24 protein-coding genes are annotated in these 19,399 nt (G+C 45.8%); 15 read left to right on the forward strand and 9 right to left on the reverse strand.

Annotated elements, in window-relative coordinates:
* The first annotated feature begins 1 nt into the window (after position 1).
* Positions 2-1,012 carry a transcriptional regulator MelR gene (gene melR / locus L1076_RS07665; RefSeq protein ID WP_045405845.1) on the forward strand — a complete coding sequence of 337 codons (1,011 nt, stop codon included), beginning with the start codon at positions 2-4 and terminating at the stop codon, positions 1,010-1,012.
* Between the two features lie 78 nt (positions 1,013-1,090).
* Here melR and L1076_RS07670 read toward each other — a convergent pair whose 3' ends face one another.
* Positions 1,091-1,993, reverse strand: coding sequence for a Dyp-type peroxidase (locus L1076_RS07670; protein ID WP_061036114.1), 903 nt, complete (start codon positions 1,991-1,993; stop codon positions 1,091-1,093).
* Positions 1,994-2,034: 41 nt separating this feature from the next.
* On the reverse strand, positions 2,035-2,520 hold the full coding sequence (locus L1076_RS07675) for a DUF2919 domain-containing protein (protein WP_038864785.1): 486 nt from the start codon (positions 2,518-2,520) through the stop codon (positions 2,035-2,037).
* Positions 2,521-2,662: 142 nt separating this feature from the next.
* Here L1076_RS07675 and L1076_RS07680 point away from each other — a divergent pair, with 142 nt between their 5' ends.
* Both L1076_RS07680 and L1076_RS07685 read left to right on the forward strand, forming a co-directional pair.
* Positions 2,663-3,016 (forward strand): DUF2956 domain-containing protein, encoded by a 354-nt coding sequence (locus L1076_RS07680; protein WP_045421118.1) that lies wholly within the window; start codon positions 2,663-2,665, stop codon positions 3,014-3,016.
* A 1-nt stretch (position 3,017) separates the two neighbouring features.
* Positions 3,018-3,350, forward strand: coding sequence for a DUF4156 domain-containing protein (locus L1076_RS07685; RefSeq protein ID WP_038864781.1), 333 nt, complete (start codon positions 3,018-3,020; stop codon positions 3,348-3,350).
* A gap of 38 nt (positions 3,351-3,388) precedes the next feature.
* Here L1076_RS07685 and L1076_RS07690 read toward each other — a convergent pair whose 3' ends face one another.
* Positions 3,389-3,676: a helix-turn-helix domain-containing protein gene (locus tag L1076_RS07690; RefSeq protein WP_038864778.1), complete on the reverse strand. Its 288-nt coding sequence runs from the start codon at positions 3,674-3,676 to the stop codon at positions 3,389-3,391.
* 303 nt (positions 3,677-3,979) lie between these two features.
* Between L1076_RS07690 and L1076_RS07695 the strand changes: the two genes are divergently transcribed.
* The 4 genes from L1076_RS07695 to L1076_RS07710 are packed head-to-tail and all read left to right on the forward strand — an operon-like array spanning position 3,980 to position 6,428.
* A complete protein-coding gene (locus L1076_RS07695; protein ID WP_038879202.1) occupies positions 3,980-4,330 on the forward strand; it encodes an ArsC family reductase in 351 nt (116 codons plus the stop codon).
* 18 nt (positions 4,331-4,348) lie between these two features.
* Positions 4,349-5,485, forward strand: coding sequence for a succinyl-diaminopimelate desuccinylase (dapE, locus tag L1076_RS07700; RefSeq protein ID WP_045405847.1), 1,137 nt, complete (start codon positions 4,349-4,351; stop codon positions 5,483-5,485).
* Positions 5,486-5,526: 41 nt separating this feature from the next.
* The gene (locus tag L1076_RS07705) at positions 5,527-6,225 is read left to right on the forward strand and encodes a M15 family metallopeptidase (protein ID WP_039976993.1); all 699 of its coding nucleotides are present in this window, start codon (positions 5,527-5,529) and stop codon (positions 6,223-6,225) included.
* Positions 6,222-6,428, forward strand: coding sequence for a DUF2897 family protein (locus L1076_RS07710; RefSeq protein ID WP_038864771.1), 207 nt, complete (start codon positions 6,222-6,224; stop codon positions 6,426-6,428). Before L1076_RS07705 ends, L1076_RS07710 begins: the two co-directional genes overlap by 4 nt.
* A 122-nt stretch (positions 6,429-6,550) precedes the next feature.
* On the opposite strand, the gene bamC is transcribed toward L1076_RS07710, so the two are convergent.
* Complete coding sequence (gene bamC / locus L1076_RS07715) at positions 6,551-7,570, reverse strand: outer membrane protein assembly factor BamC (protein ID WP_038879198.1); 1,020 nt, start codon at positions 7,568-7,570, stop codon at positions 6,551-6,553.
* 66 nt (positions 7,571-7,636) lie between these two features.
* Entirely contained in the window at positions 7,637-8,515 is an 879-nt protein-coding gene (gene dapA / locus L1076_RS07720) for a 4-hydroxy-tetrahydrodipicolinate synthase (protein WP_038864767.1), read from the reverse strand.
* Positions 8,516-8,924: 409 nt separating this feature from the next.
* Between dapA and L1076_RS07725 the strand changes: the two genes are divergently transcribed.
* Positions 8,925-9,467 (forward strand): glycine cleavage system protein R, encoded by a 543-nt coding sequence (locus tag L1076_RS07725; RefSeq protein ID WP_038864765.1) that lies wholly within the window; start codon positions 8,925-8,927, stop codon positions 9,465-9,467.
* Positions 9,468-9,482: 15 nt separating this feature from the next.
* Positions 9,483-9,953: a thioredoxin-dependent thiol peroxidase gene (gene bcp, locus L1076_RS07730; RefSeq protein ID WP_038864763.1), complete on the forward strand. Its 471-nt coding sequence runs from the start codon at positions 9,483-9,485 to the stop codon at positions 9,951-9,953.
* A 64-nt stretch (positions 9,954-10,017) separates the two neighbouring features.
* Here the strand turns inward: bcp and L1076_RS07735 are convergent, their stop codons facing one another.
* Both L1076_RS07735 and L1076_RS07740 read right to left on the reverse strand, forming a co-directional pair.
* Positions 10,018-11,088, reverse strand: a complete 1,071-nt coding sequence (locus L1076_RS07735) for an AI-2E family transporter (protein WP_038864761.1) — start codon at positions 11,086-11,088, stop codon at positions 10,018-10,020.
* Position 11,089: 1 nt separating this feature from the next.
* The gene (locus L1076_RS07740) at positions 11,090-11,326 is read right to left on the reverse strand and encodes a sulfurtransferase TusA family protein (protein WP_038864760.1); all 237 of its coding nucleotides are present in this window, start codon (positions 11,324-11,326) and stop codon (positions 11,090-11,092) included.
* A 269-nt stretch (positions 11,327-11,595) separates the two neighbouring features.
* Between L1076_RS07740 and L1076_RS07745 the strand changes: the two genes are divergently transcribed.
* Genes L1076_RS07745 through L1076_RS07760 form a run of 4 tightly spaced genes read left to right on the forward strand, consistent with a single transcriptional unit; the run spans position 11,596 to position 14,451 of the window.
* The gene (locus L1076_RS07745) at positions 11,596-13,050 is read left to right on the forward strand and encodes a M48 family metallopeptidase (RefSeq protein ID WP_038864759.1); all 1,455 of its coding nucleotides are present in this window, start codon (positions 11,596-11,598) and stop codon (positions 13,048-13,050) included.
* Between the two features lie 16 nt (positions 13,051-13,066).
* The gene (gene arsC / locus L1076_RS07750; protein ID WP_237303468.1) at positions 13,067-13,417 is read left to right on the forward strand and encodes an arsenate reductase (glutaredoxin); all 351 of its coding nucleotides are present in this window, start codon (positions 13,067-13,069) and stop codon (positions 13,415-13,417) included.
* Positions 13,418-13,990 (forward strand): NAD(P)H:quinone oxidoreductase, encoded by a 573-nt coding sequence (gene wrbA / locus L1076_RS07755; RefSeq protein ID WP_038864757.1) that lies wholly within the window; start codon positions 13,418-13,420, stop codon positions 13,988-13,990.
* A gap of 20 nt (positions 13,991-14,010) precedes the next feature.
* The gene (locus L1076_RS07760; protein WP_038864756.1) at positions 14,011-14,451 is read left to right on the forward strand and encodes a DUF2069 domain-containing protein; all 441 of its coding nucleotides are present in this window, start codon (positions 14,011-14,013) and stop codon (positions 14,449-14,451) included.
* Between the two features lie 83 nt (positions 14,452-14,534).
* On the opposite strand, the gene L1076_RS07765 is transcribed toward L1076_RS07760, so the two are convergent.
* Positions 14,535-15,833, reverse strand: coding sequence for a DUF2066 domain-containing protein (locus tag L1076_RS07765; protein WP_045421112.1), 1,299 nt, complete (start codon positions 15,831-15,833; stop codon positions 14,535-14,537).
* A gap of 235 nt (positions 15,834-16,068) precedes the next feature.
* Here L1076_RS07765 and L1076_RS07770 point away from each other — a divergent pair, with 235 nt between their 5' ends.
* A complete protein-coding gene (locus L1076_RS07770; RefSeq protein WP_038879185.1) occupies positions 16,069-17,322 on the forward strand; it encodes a uracil-xanthine permease family protein in 1,254 nt (417 codons plus the stop codon).
* Between the two features lie 129 nt (positions 17,323-17,451).
* Here the strand turns inward: L1076_RS07770 and upp are convergent, their stop codons facing one another.
* On the reverse strand, positions 17,452-18,078 hold the full coding sequence (upp, locus tag L1076_RS07775; RefSeq protein WP_005533963.1) for a uracil phosphoribosyltransferase: 627 nt from the start codon (positions 18,076-18,078) through the stop codon (positions 17,452-17,454).
* A gap of 179 nt (positions 18,079-18,257) precedes the next feature.
* Here upp and purM point away from each other — a divergent pair, with 179 nt between their 5' ends.
* Entirely contained in the window at positions 18,258-19,298 is a 1,041-nt protein-coding gene (gene purM / locus L1076_RS07780) for a phosphoribosylformylglycinamidine cyclo-ligase (RefSeq protein ID WP_038879184.1), read from the forward strand.
* Positions 19,299-19,399 lie beyond the last annotated feature (101 nt).

A 19,399-nucleotide genomic window follows, 5' to 3' on the forward strand; every position in this document is an offset into this window, starting at 1 on the left:
GATGGCGAAGGTAGAGTCCAAGGCAGAGTTAGATACATTGAAAGTCGTGATTCAAGATAAGTATTCTTCCGAAACGGTTTCTGTAAGCCCACTTTCGCTGTACTCATCCTATGAAAAAATCGATATCGAGCTTAGGCCGCCCCACTCTATGCCGGGTTATCACTGGCATGGACAAGTAGAGGTGAACATTCCTTTTGGCGATGATGTCGAGTACATCATTAACGGCAGCCCAGTGGTGGTGAAAGCAGGCTCGATAGGATTGTTTTGGGCGTCAGTTCCTCATCGGCTCACCAACCCGGGCAAGAGTCATAATATGGGGATCATCAATATTCCGATTCACCACTTTATGTCTTGGACGCTAAATCGAGATTTCGTCAATCAGATCACCCATGGTTGTGTGCTGCAATCAAACGCCAGTTCATTAGTCAGCGAGTTTGAGTTAGCACGCTGGGCAGAAGAAATAAGCCACCCTTCGGAAAGTCGCCAGCAATTAGCGATCGATGAAATTGGCTTGATGTTAAAAAGAATGTGCTTAGATGGTTGGCAACAACTGAGCATCAATAAACAAGAGAAGTCGACCAAGAAAGGCGTCTCCAAGCACTCGCAGTTTTACGTCAGTCAAATGCTGGAATACATTGCCACCCATCATAACCAGCCGATCACGATAAAAGATATTGCAGAACACATTGGATTGCATACTAACTACGCGATGAACGTGTTCCAACGAACCATGCAGATGACCATCAAGCAATACATCACGGCAATGCGGATTAACCACGCCAGAGCACTGTTGAGTGATACTGACCGGACAATTTTAGATATCGCTTTAACGGTAGGCTTTAATTCTAGCAGCCGATTTTATGAGACTTTTCAGAATTATATTGGTGTAACGCCAACGCAATATCGCAAGAAGTCACGCGAAGATCATCGCTGGAGCAGTCACAGTACCAGCCCACTTTACGAACTAGAGAAAGGCGCCATTGATGGCAAAAGACCACTGACAGTCAGTTAGTCTTATCAGGCAAGAATGAGGGGGAAACAAAAAGGCAGATCACTCTGCCTTTTTAATCATTGGAAGGGTAGCGAAGAATTACTTAATCGCCAATTCCGCTAGCATTTCTTGTGAAGGAGCGAAGAAGTACGCACCTGTTACCGCTTTAGTGAAGCGAAGCAGTTGGTCAGTCTTACCATCTGTCACACCGTACATGCTCTCAAGCATCACTTTGATATTGTGGATAGTGTTGCAGTAAGAGATGAACAACAGACCGTGTGCGCCCGTTACTGTGCCGTATGGCAAGCTGTGTCGAACGATCTTAAGGCCTTTGCCTTCTTCTTTGATGTCCACACGACCTACGTGAGAAGCAGCAGGAACATCTTCTAGCTCGATAGAATCTGGTTTAGTACGGCCAATCACTTTCTCTTGTGCAGACACGTTCAAACGGTTCCATGCAGGAAGGTTGTGCTCAAAGCGTTGAACCATCACGTAACTACCACCAGCGAAAGCGCCGTCTTTGATCAACGCAACGTCAGCACGTGCATCGCCTTTCGGGTTTTCAGTGCCGTCGACGAAATCTGTCATGTCACGAGCATCTAGGTAACGGTAACCGTATGTCTCATCAACCACTGTCACGTCTTCTGCTGTGTCTACTAAGAACTTACGTAGAACGTAGAAGTGCAAATCATGACGCGTTGAGTGGCAGTGGATCAGAACATCTACGTCCGACGCAGGCGCTACGATGTCGCCTTCACCCAATTGAGGGAAGTCAATCAACTCTTCTGGCATTTGCATGTTTAGGTGCTGCCAAAAAGATTTGGTGAATGCGATAGAAAGGGTTAGATCTGCACCTGGTTGGCTCGCATTGAGCTCTTTTACTAGCTCAGGAAGCGCTTTCAGTTTCGCCAACACGTTTTCACGGTTTTGGTTCACTTTCAACTGAGTGTAAAGTGCAAATGGACTTGCTTCAGGCACAATCGCAGTTTGAGCTTGTGACATTGAGATTTCCTCTATACATTGCCCCTTGCGGGAGCTTTGTTTTAATTTTTTGCTGGCTGTTCTTCTTTGTGCTCAACCTGTGGCACGTGGAAACAGTCTTTTACCCATCTTCCATTAAGAAGATAGATCATAAACCAAGTTAACAAGGTAATTGTAAGCGCGTTCGCCCAATTGAAAACACCATGTTCGAGATAGACATGATACATGGTCTGCGCCAGTTGAATACCGCACAAGATCAAAGTCATCGCACGACCATGCTGAGTAATTTGATTCACCCAACCTCTGTCAGGATGACGCAAGCCCATCAGCCACATCAATAGCAGGCTTGGAATACCCATCGATAGCCCGAGGTATAACGTATTAGAGTCAGGGTAAACAATCGATAGTATCTTGCTACCGCTGTCTCTACTCACTCCTGCCATGGCAAACACCACCCAAGAGCGCGCTAGGAACATCCATCCTAGCCATAACATAATTGGCGCTTTCAAAAATCCATGAGCGTCGTACTGATCGAATGAGTAACGCACAATATCGTCTTCTTAGTTTCATAAAAATGCCACTTTAACCGATCGCTTCAGAGTTGCAACACCGCAAACATGAGAACTAAAGTTCATTTCGTCATCTTACGCAGGTAAACTAAGGTTAGATTTACAGCGACGTCGAAAAAATATGAAAAAGAAAAACACAACAGCACCCGTTCCTTCCCAAGAAACCCAAACTGAAGCGATGAAAATTGCGAAAGCTACACAGAAGCCAGGCCAAACCAAAGAGCAAACCAGATTGGTCGCTCAAGGCATCGAAAAAGGCATTGCTCAGTACAAGAAGCAACAGAAAGAACGCAATCGACAAGCCGATAAAGCGAAGAAAAAACAGCAAAGAGAAAAGCAGCGCCAACATGAAGATACTGCTGAGCAAGAAATGGGAACGGTTCAAGAGCCAGCAACCAAACCAACCATCTTGCCGTGGGCGTTACTTGTTCTTAGTTGGATTGGTTTTGCCGCCTATATCGTAATGGGGAGATAACATGTTTCGTTATGTGATGACTGGAAGCATCGCACTGGCTTTGATGGGATGCTCAACGCCTTCGACTTTGTCCTCTATACCAAGTGACAGTGTACAAATTCGCATTGATAGCCAATTTAACCCACAACATTGTGAATACCTAGGTGAAGTAACAGGCAGTGAGGGGCACTGGTATAGTTACTTGTTCTACACTAATGACGCAATGATGCAGGGCGCAATGCATGACCTGAAAAACAAGGCATCTGCCATAGGCGCGGACACGGTGTTTATGATCTCCCCTCAAGACTTTGTCACTTCATTTAGCGTGCTAGGTGTTGCCTACCGCTGCCAGTAGGTCTATTTCGAATGTAAAAAAAGCCAGCTATTGCTGGCTTATGCACGAAATCCAAGACTGCTAGCGATATCTCCTTCCCGCTCAAGAACCCATTGAACATCAAAAGGCCCCCAATCTGAAAGTTGGTAATAGCCGTCATTATGACGTCGGCCATCTTGAACGAAGATAAGCTCGATGCCGATCCCCGGTAATGCCTTGAGTACATCTTGAATAGTACGACGAGGCCACCCCGTTCTTTCGATCAATTTTGGTACATTTGGCCTTTCTAGGTTTTCCACCAACAAGGCCAAATATAGCCGCCTTGCAAAAACAGGACTCAATTCCATTGACACCTCCTAAAATTGTGCTGATTCATTATTTCTTTTTTGCCCAGAGAGATGTTGCGTTTGATCAATAACTCGACTTTTCCGTGCTATTTAGCCGAGTTTTTTATCAATCTGGATGCCATTTGGTGGTGGATTGAGCTACTAACTCAAACGAAACAGAGCAAAGTTACGCGAAATATTGTCTGCATCATTTTGTCAGTTTGGTTGCTTCTTGATAGGATGCTTAAACAGCCAAAAACAACGCTACATCGGCCATTCATAACGCAAACCGATGAGTAAAAAACAAAAAGAAAAGGAATTAATATGACGATCACCATGTTCGGCATCCCAAACTGCGACACAATTAAAAAAGCCAAAAAGTGGCTAGAAGCAGAAAACGTAGCATTTGATTTTCACGACTACCGTAAACAAGGTATCGACGCTGCAATGGTTACTGAATTTTGTAACGCCTTGGGATGGGAACAAGTCCTCAACAAACGCGGCACGACTTTCCGCCAACTGACTCAAGAACAGAAAGATTCACTAAACGCAGAGAACGCGATTGCTCTATTGGTGGAAAACCCAGCAATGATTAAGCGTCCAATCTTGAAAGTGCAAGATCAACTTCATATCGGTTTCAAAGCAGACCAATACGCGACCATTTTTAACTCTTAATGTAAGGAATACTCAAGGATGACAGACAGTCCAGTACTGGCACTTGCTAAAGACCTGATCAGCCGCCAGTCCGTAACGCCTGAAGATGCAGGCTGTCAGGATGTAATGATCGAACGCCTAAAAGCACTAGGTTTTGAAATCGAAGTGATGGTGTTTGAAGACACCACAAACTTCTGGGCTCGACGTGGTACAGAAGCGCCACTGTTTGCTTTTGCCGGTCACACCGATGTGGTGCCTGCGGGCAAGCTAGAGCAATGGGACACCCACCCATTTGAACCAACCATTATCGATGGTTACTTACATGGTCGCGGCGCGGCAGATATGAAAGGCTCATTGGCTTGCATGGTGGTAGCGGTAGAACGTTTTATCGCAGAAAACCCAAGCCATAAAGGCTCTATTGGCTTTTTGATCACTTCTGACGAAGAAGGCCCATTCATTAACGGCACCGTTCGCGTGGTTGAAACCCTAATGGCACGCGGTGAGAACATCGATATGTGTATCGTAGGCGAACCTTCAAGTACAGAAGTCGTTGGCGATGTGGTGAAAAATGGTCGTCGTGGATCGATCACTGGTGACCTAACGGTAAACGGGACACAAGGTCATGTCGCCTACCCTCACCTAGCAAACAATCCCGTTCACCAGTCTCTAATGGCGATTCACGAACTCGCGACAACCGAATGGGACCAAGGCAACGACTACTTCCCTCCAACCAGTTTCCAGATCCCGAACGTTTCAGCAGGTACTGGCGCGTCTAACGTCATTCCTGGCGAGTTTAATGTTCAGTTCAACCTGCGCTTTAGTACCGAGCTAAGCAACGACATCATCGTTCAACGCGTAACAAAAACGTTAGACAAACATGAATTGGATTACGACTTAAAATGGACCTTCAACGGCGACCCGTTCTTAACAGATACTGGTGCGCTACTGGATGCCGTAGTTGCAGCAGTGGATGAAGTTAACAACACAAAACCAGCCTTGCTAACAACAGGCGGTACATCTGATGGTCGCTTTATCGCCCGCATGGGTGGTCAGGTGGTTGAACTCGGTCCTGTTAATGCGACGATTCATAAAGTGAACGAGTGCGTGAAAGTTGACGACTTAGAGAAGCTGACTGACATGTACGAAAATACATTGAAGCACCTGTTAGCAAAATAAGCCGCATAAGAACGCACAACAACGTATTTAACGAGAACACCATGACACCAGAGCAACTTACCGGAATCACCGATTCGCATCTGCAATCTACCTTAGTAGGGCAAAAGGCTTTTATGCTTCATCCTGAAGTGGCTGACGATTTGCTTAAGATGATTGAAGCGGCAACCGAAGCCGGCTTTAAGATGGAAATTGCCAGCGGCTTTCGTGATTTTCATCGCCAAAAAGCCATTTGGAACGGTAAGTTTTCTGGTGAATTGCCAATTCTTGACTCGAATTCCCAGCCTCTTAGCAAAGCAGAGTTAGGTGACGAAGAAAAGCTCATGGCGATTCTGCGTTGGTCAGCTCTGCCCGGTGGCAGTCGTCATCACTGGGGCTGTGACTTTGACGTTTATGCTCGCAACTTATTGCCACAAGACACAATGCTTCAATTAGAGCCTTGGGAATACCTTGATGGTCACCAGCGTGCATTCTATCAATGGTTAGCCGCTAACCTTGGCTCATTTGGCTTTTTCTTTCCTTATCAACAAGACTTAGGTGGTATCGCTATCGAACCTTGGCACATTAGCCATAAAGCAGTAGGACAACAGTGCCTCGCGCACCTAACGCCTGCGCTGCTAAAAACTCAGCTGACGCAGCAAAATCAGCTCGATAGCATTGCAGGGATTGAAGTCATACTGAATAATTTGGATAACGTCGTAGAACGATTCATTCAAAATATCACGCCGCCGGAGGCTCTATGATAGAACTGCTAACCAACCCTTGGGTCATTATCATCATAGTGCTCAGCATCGTTGTCGGTAATATTGCTGCGCTTAAGTACACTGCTAAGATGAAGTTTGGTCAGATGGATAAAGGTCGTAAGAACGATTTAGACAAACTGAATGAGCTAGACAAAGAACGCTATGACGATAAAGGCCAAAAGAAGAAAGACGAACCTCGTTAATTTAAGGGTGCTCTTTCACTCAAAATCGTAGACTGAACATTAGACCAAGGCATCGTATTCAGAAGATCAAAAAAGGGACCACTGAGATCCCTTTCGTTTATCTGTCTTGAAGACAATTGTAGCTAGTCTTTCACAACCGCGGCTAATACCGGCGCTAGTGATTTCAAGAATTCTTCTTCTACTGGCTTACCAGAAGAGTCAGTAATGTTGATTGAAGTACGGTTGCCTAAATCACCCAATAGGAAAGTGTACTTACCTGGGGCGAGGTCAACTGGCTTCACGCCGATGTCATTCCAGAATTCATCATCTGGAGATGCGTACTTCGCGGTCACCGTACCTTGAGATTGGCTGCGTTCTTCAATCTTGAAGCCCATCTTCGGTAGTGTATCAGGGAGACGATTCCAAACCACATTGTACTGAGCACGAGCGATGATCACTGGCAGGCCACTGCGATCTTTACCCATTGTGATAGGGATGTGCTTCACAAGCTCTTGCGCCTTACGCTGTGCTTCTTCACGAACGTGTTGATCATAACGCGCCGTTACCAAGTTAGTCATAAACACGTTGTAACGCTCACGGTTAGTACGTGTCACTTCTTTGACTTGGTTGCCTTCGCGCCAGTCAATCAAGCTAACCTTAAAGCCATGACGACCATTCATCTCACCACGAGTGATTTCGTATCGGCTACCGATTTCCATCTCTTCGTCTGGTGAGTTCCAAGTGACCCAACCGGTTTCAATGCGGTTGTCAGTTTGGCTTTCTACAGGAATCTTGTTCTCAGAAACCATCTCTTGAACCGTTCGCCAAACTTTATCCAATTCATCCTTGCGAAGCAGCCATAGTGTCACTTCACCGTCGCTGCTACGATCAAGACGAGCGCCAGGAATCAGTTCCAGTACTTGTTGAGGTGGGCGAATATCCACGTTTTTACCAATACCACCGCTGTAGTTTCCTTGAGGAATGCGGTAGTTAGGGTAAAACTGAGGAACAGCACCTGCGGGTACACTCCACTCTTCCAGAGATGGGGTGTTCAAATACTCGAAGTCGTCTTTTGCTTGACGACGTTGGTTGGCACCGCCTGAACAGGCAGTCAATACGAATACAGCTAGTGAGCTTAACACTAACTGGCTTGAAAGCTTCATTTATACTCCTAAAACACTGAGGGCGTACTTGCCCCCAGCATGAACTTCAATCCTAGTCACTCAATCTTAATAAATGCGGGCGTCTGTTAACGCTTGTTCCACAACTGGCTGAGATTTTTCAGAAAGCTCGACAAGAGGAAGACGTAAACCACCTTCTTCAATCAAACCAAGCTTATGTGCTGCCCATTTTACTGGGATTGGGCTTGATTCAACGAACAGATTTTTGTGCAGTGTCATCAAACGTTGGTTGATAACTTCTGCTTCTTCGTACTTATCTTCACTTGCCAAATGGAACATGTCAGCCATGTCTTTAGCCGCAATATTGTTCGTTACCGAGATAACACCGTGACCGCCAAGTTTAACAAATTCTAGGCCAGTCGCATCATCACCACTTAGTAAGATAAAATCTTCGCCACAAAGTTCACGGTGAAGTGCAATTCGGCTTAAATCACCGGTTGCGTCTTTTAATGCCACGATATTATCAAGCTTTGACAAACGTGCCACGGTCTCAGGCAATAAATCTACTGCAGTACGACCTGGTACATTGTACAAAATTAGAGGTACATCACTCGCTTCAGCAATAGCTTTGTAATGTTGGAACAAACCTTCTTGTGTTGGTTTGTTGTAGTAAGGCGTCACACTCAGGTAACCAGAGATACCAGAATCCGCTAATAATTTGCTAAACGTAACTGCTTCGTGGGTTGCATTTGCGCCCGTACCAGCAATCACTGGGATACGACCGTCCGCAAACTCAACGATTTTATTAACGACCTTTACATGCTCTTCAATGGTCAGAGTCGCAGACTCACCTGTCGTGCCTACTGCCACAATACCGTCAGTACCTGCTTCTACATGGTACTCAACAAGCTTTTGCAGACCATCAAAGTCTACTTCACCATCTGGCTTAAATGGTGTAATCAGCGCTACGATACTTCCTGAAAACATGTTTATCTCCCTCAATTTACTCTTTCTGCATGGTACTGTAATGCGATTGACAAACACAAGAGCGTAAACTCGCTTACAAAGTACAAATGAATGAATAATTACCAGTTGTTAGAGGTCTCGCAACTAAATTGTGAATTTTGTTCTCAATTCCAGCCATTCTGATAATCGTATTGTCTTGTGGCAAGCCATTACCCAACTCAGCTTGCCATCTTAAATTAGCCGCGGAATATACTCTTTCACCTTTAAGCTCAAGTCAGCACTGAGTGAATTAATAGAGTGCTCAACAACCAAAGTGTTCACATAATCAACAAAGCGTTTCCATGAGTTTAAAAAAAGAACTGACTCGACATTTCTCTGTTGTATCTGTGCTAACATCTCTCTATTGAAAGAAAGGACAAGAAGCTCATTTATGAAGCAACATCTGGTACTTACAGCGGTTGGAACGGATCGTCCGGGCATATGTAACCAAGTGGTTAGGCTCGTCACTCTTGCTGGCTGTAACATTGTCGATAGCCGTATCGCTATCTTTGGTAATGAATTTACCCTCATTATGCTACTTACTGGGAATGCCAGTAATGTCACCCGTGTTGAGACACAATTGCCACTGCTTGGGCAAGAACATGACCTTATTACCATCATGAAGCGAACGTCGGCGCACGAGTTGCTCGACAACAGCTACACCATGGAAGTGTTTATTGAATCTGAGGACCGCATCGGTCTTACGGAAAAATTCACTCAGTTCTTCGCTGATAAACAGATTGGCCTACATTCTCTTAGTGCGCAAACCATCAGTAAATCAAAAATTCAGCTCGATGCGGATCAATTCCACATCGCAATCACTGCATCAGTGAGTGCGGACTGTAACCTGATGCAACTGCAAGAAGAATTCGATGAACTTTGTCATACGCTCAACGTACAAGGTTCTCTGAATTTCATTAAAAACACACTATAAGTAAAGGAAATAATAATGAATACGCTGACAGCAGGCTCGCCAGCGCCAGCCTTCTCTTTGCTCGACCAAGATGGCAACACCGTTTCTTTAGGTGATTTTAAAGGTAAAAAAGTTCTGTTTTACTTCTACCCTAAGGCGATGACGCCGGGTTGTACGACCCAGGCAAAAGGTCTGCGTGATGTAAAAGCAGCGCTAGATGAACACAACGTTGTCGTTTTAGGCGTAAGTATCGATCCAGTAAAACGCCTTGGTAAATTCATCGAGCGTGATGAGCTAAACTTCACGCTACTTTCAGACGAAGATCATGCAGTTGCAGACCAATTTGGCGTTTGGGGCGAGAAGAAGTTCATGGGTAAAGTGTACGATGGCCTTCACCGCATCAGCTTCCTAATCAACGAAGAAGGCGTGATTGAGCACGTGTTCAACAAGTTCAAAACCAAAGATCACCACGAAGTGGTTGTGAACTACTTGAAGGAAAACGCGTAAGCTTAGCTTTCATCCAAATACCAAAAAGCCCAGCAATCGCTGGGCTTTTTATTGAAATCAGTTTCTATTCTTGTATCGGTTCGGCTTCTTCCGAGCTTGGCAGCGCGTTCCATACTGCTTTCACCAACGTCGCCAATGGAATAGCAAAGAATACGCCCCAGAAGCCCCACAATCCACCAAACACCAATACTGCGACAATGATAGCCACTGGGTGAAGGTTGACTGCCTCTGAAAACAATACTGGCACTAATACGTTGCCATCTAGTGCTTGAATAATACCGTAAGCAACAAGTAACCAGTAAAACTGAGGCGATAAGCCCCATTGGAACAAACCAACAATCGCCACAGGTACTGTCACCGCTGCCGCGCCGATGTAGGGGATCAGAACGGATAAGCCCACGGCAACCGCAAGCAGCGCTGAGTAACGTAAATCAAGAATCGCGAAGGTTACGTAGCTCACGCCACCAACGATAAGAATTTCAAGCACTTTACCGCGAATATAATTCGAGATCTGCTCGTTCATCTCATGCCAAACTTTGTTCGCCAACTTACGGTTTTTAGGCAGAATACCGCTTGCCATGCGTAGCATTTCTTCTTTGTCTTTCAGTAGAAAGAACACCAACAGAGGAACAAGAATCAGATAAACCGCTAACGTAGCCAAACTGACGAGTGACGCCAACGAACCTTTCACCACGCTTTCCCCTAAGCCTATTGCTTGGTTTTTCGCATTGGTTACCAAGGTTTCCACGATTTGTAAGTTCGCCAGTTCTGGATAACGCTGTGGTAAAGTAGCAATGAACTTTTGCAGACCAGCATACATGTTCGGAATGTCGTTGATTAGGTTGCCGACCTGAGTCCAGATGGTTGGCACTAAACCAAACACCGCAATCAGCATCAAGCCAATGAAAATCAAAATCACCGTAATGACAGAAAAAGTACGTGGAATCCCCAAGCGACACATTTGCGTCACTGGCCACTCGAGTAAATATGCGAGAACGATGGCAACTAACAACGGTGCAATCAAATGCCCGAAGAAATAAATGGTGATAAAGCCGAACAGCAAGATCGCTACGAGGCTCACGGCGTGTGGGTCTGAAAAGCGTCGCTTATACCAACGACTTACCATCTCAAGCATCTTATGATGATTCCTTATTGAAGACTGTCAAAATGAAGTGTTCTGACGTGGATTCGCAATCCACTGTATAGCCTTGATTTTGCAAATACTTCACAATGTCTTGTTTAGAGCTCTTGTCTACAACTTGAATAACAAGCTGTTGAAACTGCGATGTTTCTCCTTGAAACACTTCAGCTGCGTGACGCTTAGCAAGTAACAGTGCCATAGGGCAGCGTTGATCACGCAAATCAAGTAACATGGATTCCATTGTATTGCTCTGCAACTATGATAGGGTTGTATTGTAACGGCTTTTTGAGCTGGTGCTAGTGATTTAAGCGTAGACGACAAAGACTTCTAAATTAACAATTTGAAGTTATGTGTATGACAATTGACGAAACCAATTCGTTTATTTTCGGTCTTATAGCTAGCATATTCATCCGACACGGATGACCATAAAGCCTGTGCTGACGTTGAAAGGAATTCATCTCTCAAGCACAGACTCGGTATTTTGGAGAATCTTTAAACCGTATGTTAAAACGCACTCGCTCGCTAGTTTGTTTATGCCTTGCTGCTGCATTGAGTACACCAACACCTATTTACGCCAATAGCCTTGATCTCCCTGATATTGGTACGGCAGCTGGAGGCACTCTGACGATAGATCAGGAGTTGATTTACGGTGACGCCTACATGCGTATGCTCAGAGCCAGCAGCCCTATTGTTAGCGATCCCGTCATCAATGAATACATTGACACACTTGGACACCGCTTGGTCGCCAATGCGAATGACGTAAAAACTCCGTTCCACTTCTTTATGATCCGTGACCGCAACATCAACGCATTCGCCTTCTTTGGTGGTTACGTTGCCCTGCACTCGGGTCTATTTTTGCACGCTCGTACTGAAAGTGAGCTTGCCTCTGTTGTGGCGCACGAAATTGCCCACGTTACACAGCGTCACCTTGCGCGAAGCATGGAAGAACAAGCTCGTCGCTCGCCAGCTACGATGGCGGCACTAGCTGGTGCGCTGTTGCTTGCTATTGCCTCTCCAGAAGCGGGGATGGCAGCAGTGACGGCGGCAACAGCTGGTAATATGCAGAGCCAAATCAACTACACTCGCTCAAACGAGAAAGAAGCCGACCGTTTTGGTATTGCGACCTTGGCAAAAGCTGGGTTTGAAGCTCAAGCAATGCCTCGCTTTTTTGGTCGTCTTGCGGACGAATACCGTTACGCAAGTAAGCCCCCCCCAATGCTTTTGACTCACCCATTACCAGAAGACCGTATTACCGACAGCCGAGCACGTGCTAGAGCGTATCCACCATTGCGAATTCAACCATCTATCGATTACCACCTGACACGCGCTCGCATTGTAGCCCGCTATGCAGGCATTGATGGACAAGCAGCGATGGGGTGGTTTGAACGAACACAGAAAAAAGCGTCACCAGAAATTGTCCCGTCTTTTGATTACGGTCGCGCGCTGGTGCATTTAGATAATAAGCGTCTCGATAAGGCTGAACCGTTGTTGAAAAAACTGCTTCAACAAGACCCAGCGAATCCATTTTATCTTGATGCCATGACAGATCTGTACATCGAGCAGAAACAGCCGCAAAAAGCCGTAGATATGCTAAGTCGTGCCTTAAAGCGCAATCCACAAAACAAAGTGCTGACCATCAACTATGCCAACGCTTTGTTAGAAGCGAATAAGAATGAAGAAGCCGTACGTATTCTTCAACGTTACACGCACGATAACCCAGAAGACACTAATGGTTGGCACCTTCTATCAAAAGGTAACCACGCACTGGGTCGCAATGACGAAGAACTTGCCGCTCGCGCGGAAATTTTAGCGCTGCGAGCTGGATGGAATAAAGCCATTCAATATTATTCTGAAGCAAGTAAAATTGCAGATCTGGGCAGCTTGAAACAAGCACGATACGACGCTCGTATCGACCAGTTAATGATCCAAAGAGATCGATTCATGGCATTACAATAACGAAATGGAGAAAACCATGTCAGTCGTGATTTATCACAATCCTCGTTGCTCAAAGAGCCGTCAAACACTGGAACTGCTAGAGCAAAATGGTGTGACACCCGAAGTGGTTAAGTACCTAGATACACCGCTTAACGTCGCGCAACTCAAAGTACTTTACACTCAACTTGGGTTCTCTTCAGTTCGCGAAATGATGCGTACAAAAGAAGACATCTACAAAGAGCTTGCTCTAGGTGAAGCGTCAGTGACAGACGAGCAACTGTTCGAAGCAATGGAAAAAAATCCAAAGCTTTTTGAGCGCCCTGTTGTTGTTGCAAACGACAAAGCAAAAATTGGTCGCCCGCCAGAGCAAGTATTGGACATTCTATAAATGGATTGCCAGGTTCTCATTTTGTATTTCAGCCGTCATGGCTCTACAAAACAGCTGGCAAGACAGATAGCAAGGGGAGTCGAGTCGACTCCTCATTGTGAAGCGATTTTGCGTACAGTTGAAGAATTGTCACCTCACTCACAGCCTCCTTCTGATCCAATTGTTACTCTAGAAGAGTTGAAAAAGTGCGACGGTCTTGCGTTTGGCAGCCCAGTTTGGTTTGGCAACATGGCCGCACCACTCAAACACTTTTGGGATCAAACCACACCTTTGTGGGTAAACGGTGACCTTATCGATAAACCTGCTTGTGTGTTTACCTCATCATCTTCTATGCATGGTGGCCAAGAAACCACGTTACAGAGCATGATGACACCACTGCTGCATCACGGCATGATGGTGTTGGGAATCCCCTATTCAGAGCCAGAACTGCACACCACCCAATCAGGTGGCACACCATATGGCGCAAGCAGTGTAGGACAAGAACCAAGTCTTACGGCAGAAGAGATTCGTCTCGCACAGCAATTAGGAAAACGACTGGCAGCGACAGCACAAAAGCTGAAAGGCAGTCAGTAAGCTCAAGGATAAGTAAATCGATGACTGACTCTATCGACCAACCACCTCTCAGCAAGCAAACTCAAACCTATCGTTATATGGCGTTGTTTGGCAATTTAGCGCTACTGGCTTGGGTCGCCATTTGGCAACTGGCCTTATCACCTCACCCACACCTGAGCAGTACCACATTAGCCATTGCTTGGTGTGTTCCGTTACTGCTCCCATTACCGGGAATTTTAGCGGGTAAGCCATACACCCACGCGTGGGCAAACTTTGTGCTGATGCTGTACTTCTTACACGGTTTGACCATTTTATACGTCGATGATGGTGAACGCTGGCTTGCCGTTGTCGAGTTACTACTCACCTCACTGGGCTTCTTGGGTAACATCTTATTTGCACGAGCGAGAGGTAAAGAGCTAGGGTTGAAATTGAAACGCCTTTCTCAAGTTGAAAAGGAAGAGAAAGCCAAATTCAACAAGTAGTCTCGTGAAGTTTCAAAACAAATAAAAAGAGTCGCACTAGGCGACTCTTTTTATTTGTTTGAAACCCCAATCAAGACCGTCGATTAACCAACATCTTCTGGATTTTCTACCGTATCTTTTTCTAACACAGGCGCAATTTCAGAATCCGCATCCAGCTCTGGCTCAACTTGAGCACGAACCGGAGCTTTCCACTTGTAAATAAGGTCATATTGCTCTGGAGCGGGCTGAGCAACAACAGGCTGTTTCGCTTCTATTGCGCTCTGCTCTGCCGTCAACTCTTGAACCACAGCACCACTCTCTGTAGCTTGGCCTTGCTCTGTATCAGCAGGAAGTTGCGCTGGTTGCGCAGGCGCTTCTGGAAGTTGTACCGCCGCCGGTTCTAAACCCGCCATTGGATCTTCGGTGACTTCCAATGGACGAATAGAGGAAGCTTCTTGTTCAAACGCTTGTTGAGAAGCAAGGAGGTGAATAGTCAATGTCACAGCATTGCCTTGTACACGCTTGATCTCGGTACTCGCCACAGAGTTTAGCTTAGTTAGGGAATCCTCTAGGTTGAAGAAATCCATTGCTGATTCAACATCAACCACTTTTACATCGATCTCTTCTGAAGATTTGCTCGAGACAACAACCGCGCTTTTCTTCGCATAATAATCAGCGATACCACCAATCATCGCCGGAATCGCATTCGCACCAGATGCAGAGCCACTACGTGGCGATTGCTTAGACTCAGACAATTGCGTTGGCGCTTGGTCATACAAAGTCCAACGGATCTTGTCACCTTGTACGCGTACAACCAAAACGGCATCCACAGGGTAACGTTGGCTTGCTTGGCTGATTGGGTCAACAAAGCCGCCCCACAAATCAGACACGTTCACACCGGTAACATCATCAAAGTCACCTACAGGCATCGTGATAGGTAAGCCTCGTGACTGTGCCGCATCACGCAACGCTGCAACACTTGAAGAATCAGAATGCTCCCAAGTGATAGTACGGTCGTAACCTTGTTCTTCCACTAACCAAACAAGAATGTTGGCACGACTTGCTGACCACGTTGGCAACTGTGCTTGCGTCAACAATGAACGGATTTGGCCACTATTGAACAGCATCTTCAAACTGCTTTGACCATCAAGTTGGCCGTAACCAAGTTGAGAAATATAGCGAGAACTTGAACCCACTGCTTTCTTAATTACTGGGTTGCTAAGGGAAGATTCGCTGCCTGTTGCACGCACAATCACATCTTGCATACCTTGTTGACGGGCGAGTTCTTCGCCGTCTTTTTGCTCACTGTCGATCGCCACTTCGGCACGATAGATATCCACCTGAGTTAATGCATAAACTGGCAGAGACAACCAACCTATCAATAAGAGAGCTAAATAGCGCATAGTTTTCATAATCCTCTGTACAAGAACACGCATCATAAGCAACTATCAAACGGTGAGCAAGAAGAGTACTGAGTGAATTGTCTGTATTCTGACCAAGTTAAAACCCACCATGAAAACAAACTATTCGTCTCTGTTATAAATCCATACAAAAGTTTGATCTAGGCAACATTGCAATCGATTGCTAGATGATAATATTCGCCGGATTTGTCTGCGTATCTCTGAATAGGAAATAATTATGAAAAACGCGTTACAAGGCGCTCAGATGCTCTTTGTCGCTTTTGGTGCTCTCGTGCTGGTACCACTTCTTACTGGCCTAGACCCAAACGTTGCTCTGTTTGGTGCTGGTGTCGGTACTCTTCTTTTCCAACTGATTACTAAACGTTCTGTCCCTATCTTCCTTGCCTCTTCTTTTGCGTTTATTGCTCCTATTATGTTCGGTATCCAGACTTGGGGTATCGGTGCAACCATGGGTGGCTTGATGGCTGCTGGTTTAGTGTACGTTGGTCTTGGTGCGATGATCAAAGTACGCGGCGTTGGCTTTATTCATAAAATTCTGCCACCTGTGGTTGTCGGCCCAGTGATCATGGTGATAGGTCTTGGCCTCGCTCCTACCGCGGTCAACATGGCAGTAGGTAAATCGGGAGACGGCGCGATTCAATTAGTGAATGGCGATGCGGCGGTGATCATTTCAGCGGTATCACTTTTAACGACTATTACACTAAGCGTGTTCGCGAAAGGCTTCCTAAAGTTGGTTCCTATCGTCGGCGGTATTTTGGCAGGCTACACAGTATCCCTGTTCTACGGCGTGGTTGATTTCACACCGGTTGCTCAAGCAGCTTGGCTTGCAATGCCAAACTTCACTGCACCAGAGTTCAACATCAACGCCATCTTGTTCATGATCCCAGTAGCGATTGCCCCGGCGGTTGAACACGTGGGTGACATGCTTGCTATCTCAAACGTAACGGGCAAAAACTACCTGAAGAAGCCAGGCCTGCACCGCACTATCGCCGGTGACGGGGTGGCAACAATTGCAGCTTCTATGGTTGGCGCACCACCAAATACCACGTACAGCGAAGTAACAGGAGCGGTAATGCTAACGAAAGCGTTCAACCCTGTAATCATGACATGGGCAGCGGTTACTGCCATCGTACTTGCGCTGGTAGGTAAGCTAGGTGCGATTCTACAAACCATTCCAGTCCCGGTAATGGGCGGTATCATGATTCTACTGTTTGGTTCTATCGCAACTGTCGGCCTAAACACACTGATTAAAAATAACGTTGATCTACACAAATCACGTAACCTAGTAATCGTTGCGGTAACGCTAGTGTTTGGTATCGGTGGTATGGCTTTCGGTATTGGTGAGTTCAGTCTACAAGGTGTGAGCCTGTGTGGTATCGTGGCAATCATTCTTAACCTAGTGCTACCACACGACCTTGGTGAAAACCACGTGGTAGATAATGCACAGATGGAAGAAGACAACGCGAAGTAAGTATGGTGCGGCTTGATTGATTTAAGTCGCCCTTCCTGATCTCGTAGCTCGCTTCTAAATAGCAGAGACAAAAAAGGCTTGGTTTTCACCAAGCCTTTATTTTTTTGAAATTCAGTAAAGCAATAATGCTTATTGAGTACCGAAGATCTTGTCACCTGCATCACCAAGACCAGGAACAATGTAGCCTTTGTCGTTTAGCTTCTCATCGATTGCCGCTGTGTATAGCTCAACATCTGGGTGCGCTTTTTCTAGTGCTTCGATACCTTCAGGAGCCGCTACAAGAACAAGAATCTTGATTGCCTGACAACCTTTCTCTTTTAGAAGATCGATTGTTGCGATCATAGAACCACCTGTTGCAAGCATTGGGTCAACAACTAGAGCAATACGCTCATCGATGTTAGAAGCAAGCTTGTTGAAGTATGGCACTGGCTCAAGTGTTTCTTCATCACGGTAGATACCTACAACACTGATACGTGCGCTTGGCATGTGCTCAAGAACGCCATCCATCATACCTAGACCTGCACGCAGGATTGGCACTACTGTTACTTTCTTACCCTTGATTTGGTCAACTTCTACAGGACCATTCCAACCTTCAATGGTTACTTTCTCTGTTTCAAAGTCTGCAGTCGCTTCGTAAGTAAGTAGGCTACCGACTTCTGTCGCTAACTCACGAAAACGCTTCGTGCTGATGTCACCTTCTCGCATTAGACCGATTTTGTGTTTCACTAGAGGGTGTTTAACTTCAACAACTTTCATTTCCATCTCCGGCTTTATTGGCAATATTTAAACAAACCTTCAGATTATACATGATTTTTGCAGGGATATCAGGATAGTTCACTAAAGAAAAAAACCGACGCAAACGTTTGCTATCTGTATTTAACCACTGGTAGAATAGCGCCGTTTTCATATCCAACTTAAAAACCGAGGACTTCCCTGTGAGTGGTAACAACTCTTCTCTTAGCTATAAAGACGCTGGTGTAGATATTGATGCAGGCAACGCGCTTGTAGATCGTATTAAAGGTGCGGTTAAGCGTACTCGTCGCCCTGAAGTGATGGGTGGTATCGGCGGTTTTGGCGCATTGTGTGAATTGCCGACAAAATACAAACAACCTGTACTAGTTTCTGGTACTGACGGTGTAGGTACAAAACTTCGCCTAGCGCTGGATATGAACAAGCATGACACTATTGGCGTTGACCTAGTGGCAATGTGTGTAAACGACCTAATCGTTCAAGGTGCTGAGCCCCTATTCTTCCTAGATTACTACGCAACAGGCAAGCTAGACGTAGATACCGCGGCAGACGTGGTTTCTGGTATTGCTGATGGCTGTGTTCAAGCAGGCTGTGCACTAATCGGTGGTGAAACTGCTGAGATGCCGGGCATGTACGAAGGCGAAGACTACGACGTTGCTGGATTCTGTGTTGGCGTAGTAGAAAAAGAAGACGTGATTGACGGCACGAAAGTGGCAGCAGGCGACGCACTAATCGCTGTTGGCTCAAGCGGTCCACACTCAAACGGTTACTCTCTTATCCGTAAGATCCTAGAAGTTTCTGGCGCAGATAAAAACGAAGAGCTAGCAGGTCGTACTATCGGTGAGCACCTACTAGAACCAACTAAGATTTACATCAAATCAGCACTTAAGATGATTGAGAAGCACGACATACACGCGATTTCTCACATCACGGGTGGTGGTTTCTGGGAAAACATCCCACGCGTACTGCCTGAAGGCACAAAAGCCGTTATCGATGGTAATAGCTGGGAATGGCCAATCATCTTCAAATGGTTACAAGAGAAAGGCAACGTTGAAACACACGAGATGTACCGTACGTTCAACTGTGGTGTTGGCCTAGTCGTTGCACTTCCAAAAGACCAAGCAGACGCAGCGGTTGCTCTTCTTAAAGAAGAAGGCGAAAACGCATGGGTGATTGGTGAAGTCGCTCAAGCAGAAGCAAACGAAGAGCAAGTTGAAATCCAATAACTTGCGAATCAAGCTCAAAAAATAAAAAGAATGAGGACGCGATGTCCTCATTCTGCTATCTGGAACATCGAAAACCATTCTAATAGTAGGTAATTTAGCGG

Origin of the sequence: Vibrio sp. MMG023 (assembly GCF_021654215.1) — a bacterium.
Taxonomy (GTDB): domain Bacteria; phylum Pseudomonadota; class Gammaproteobacteria; order Enterobacterales; family Vibrionaceae; genus Vibrio; species Vibrio jasicida.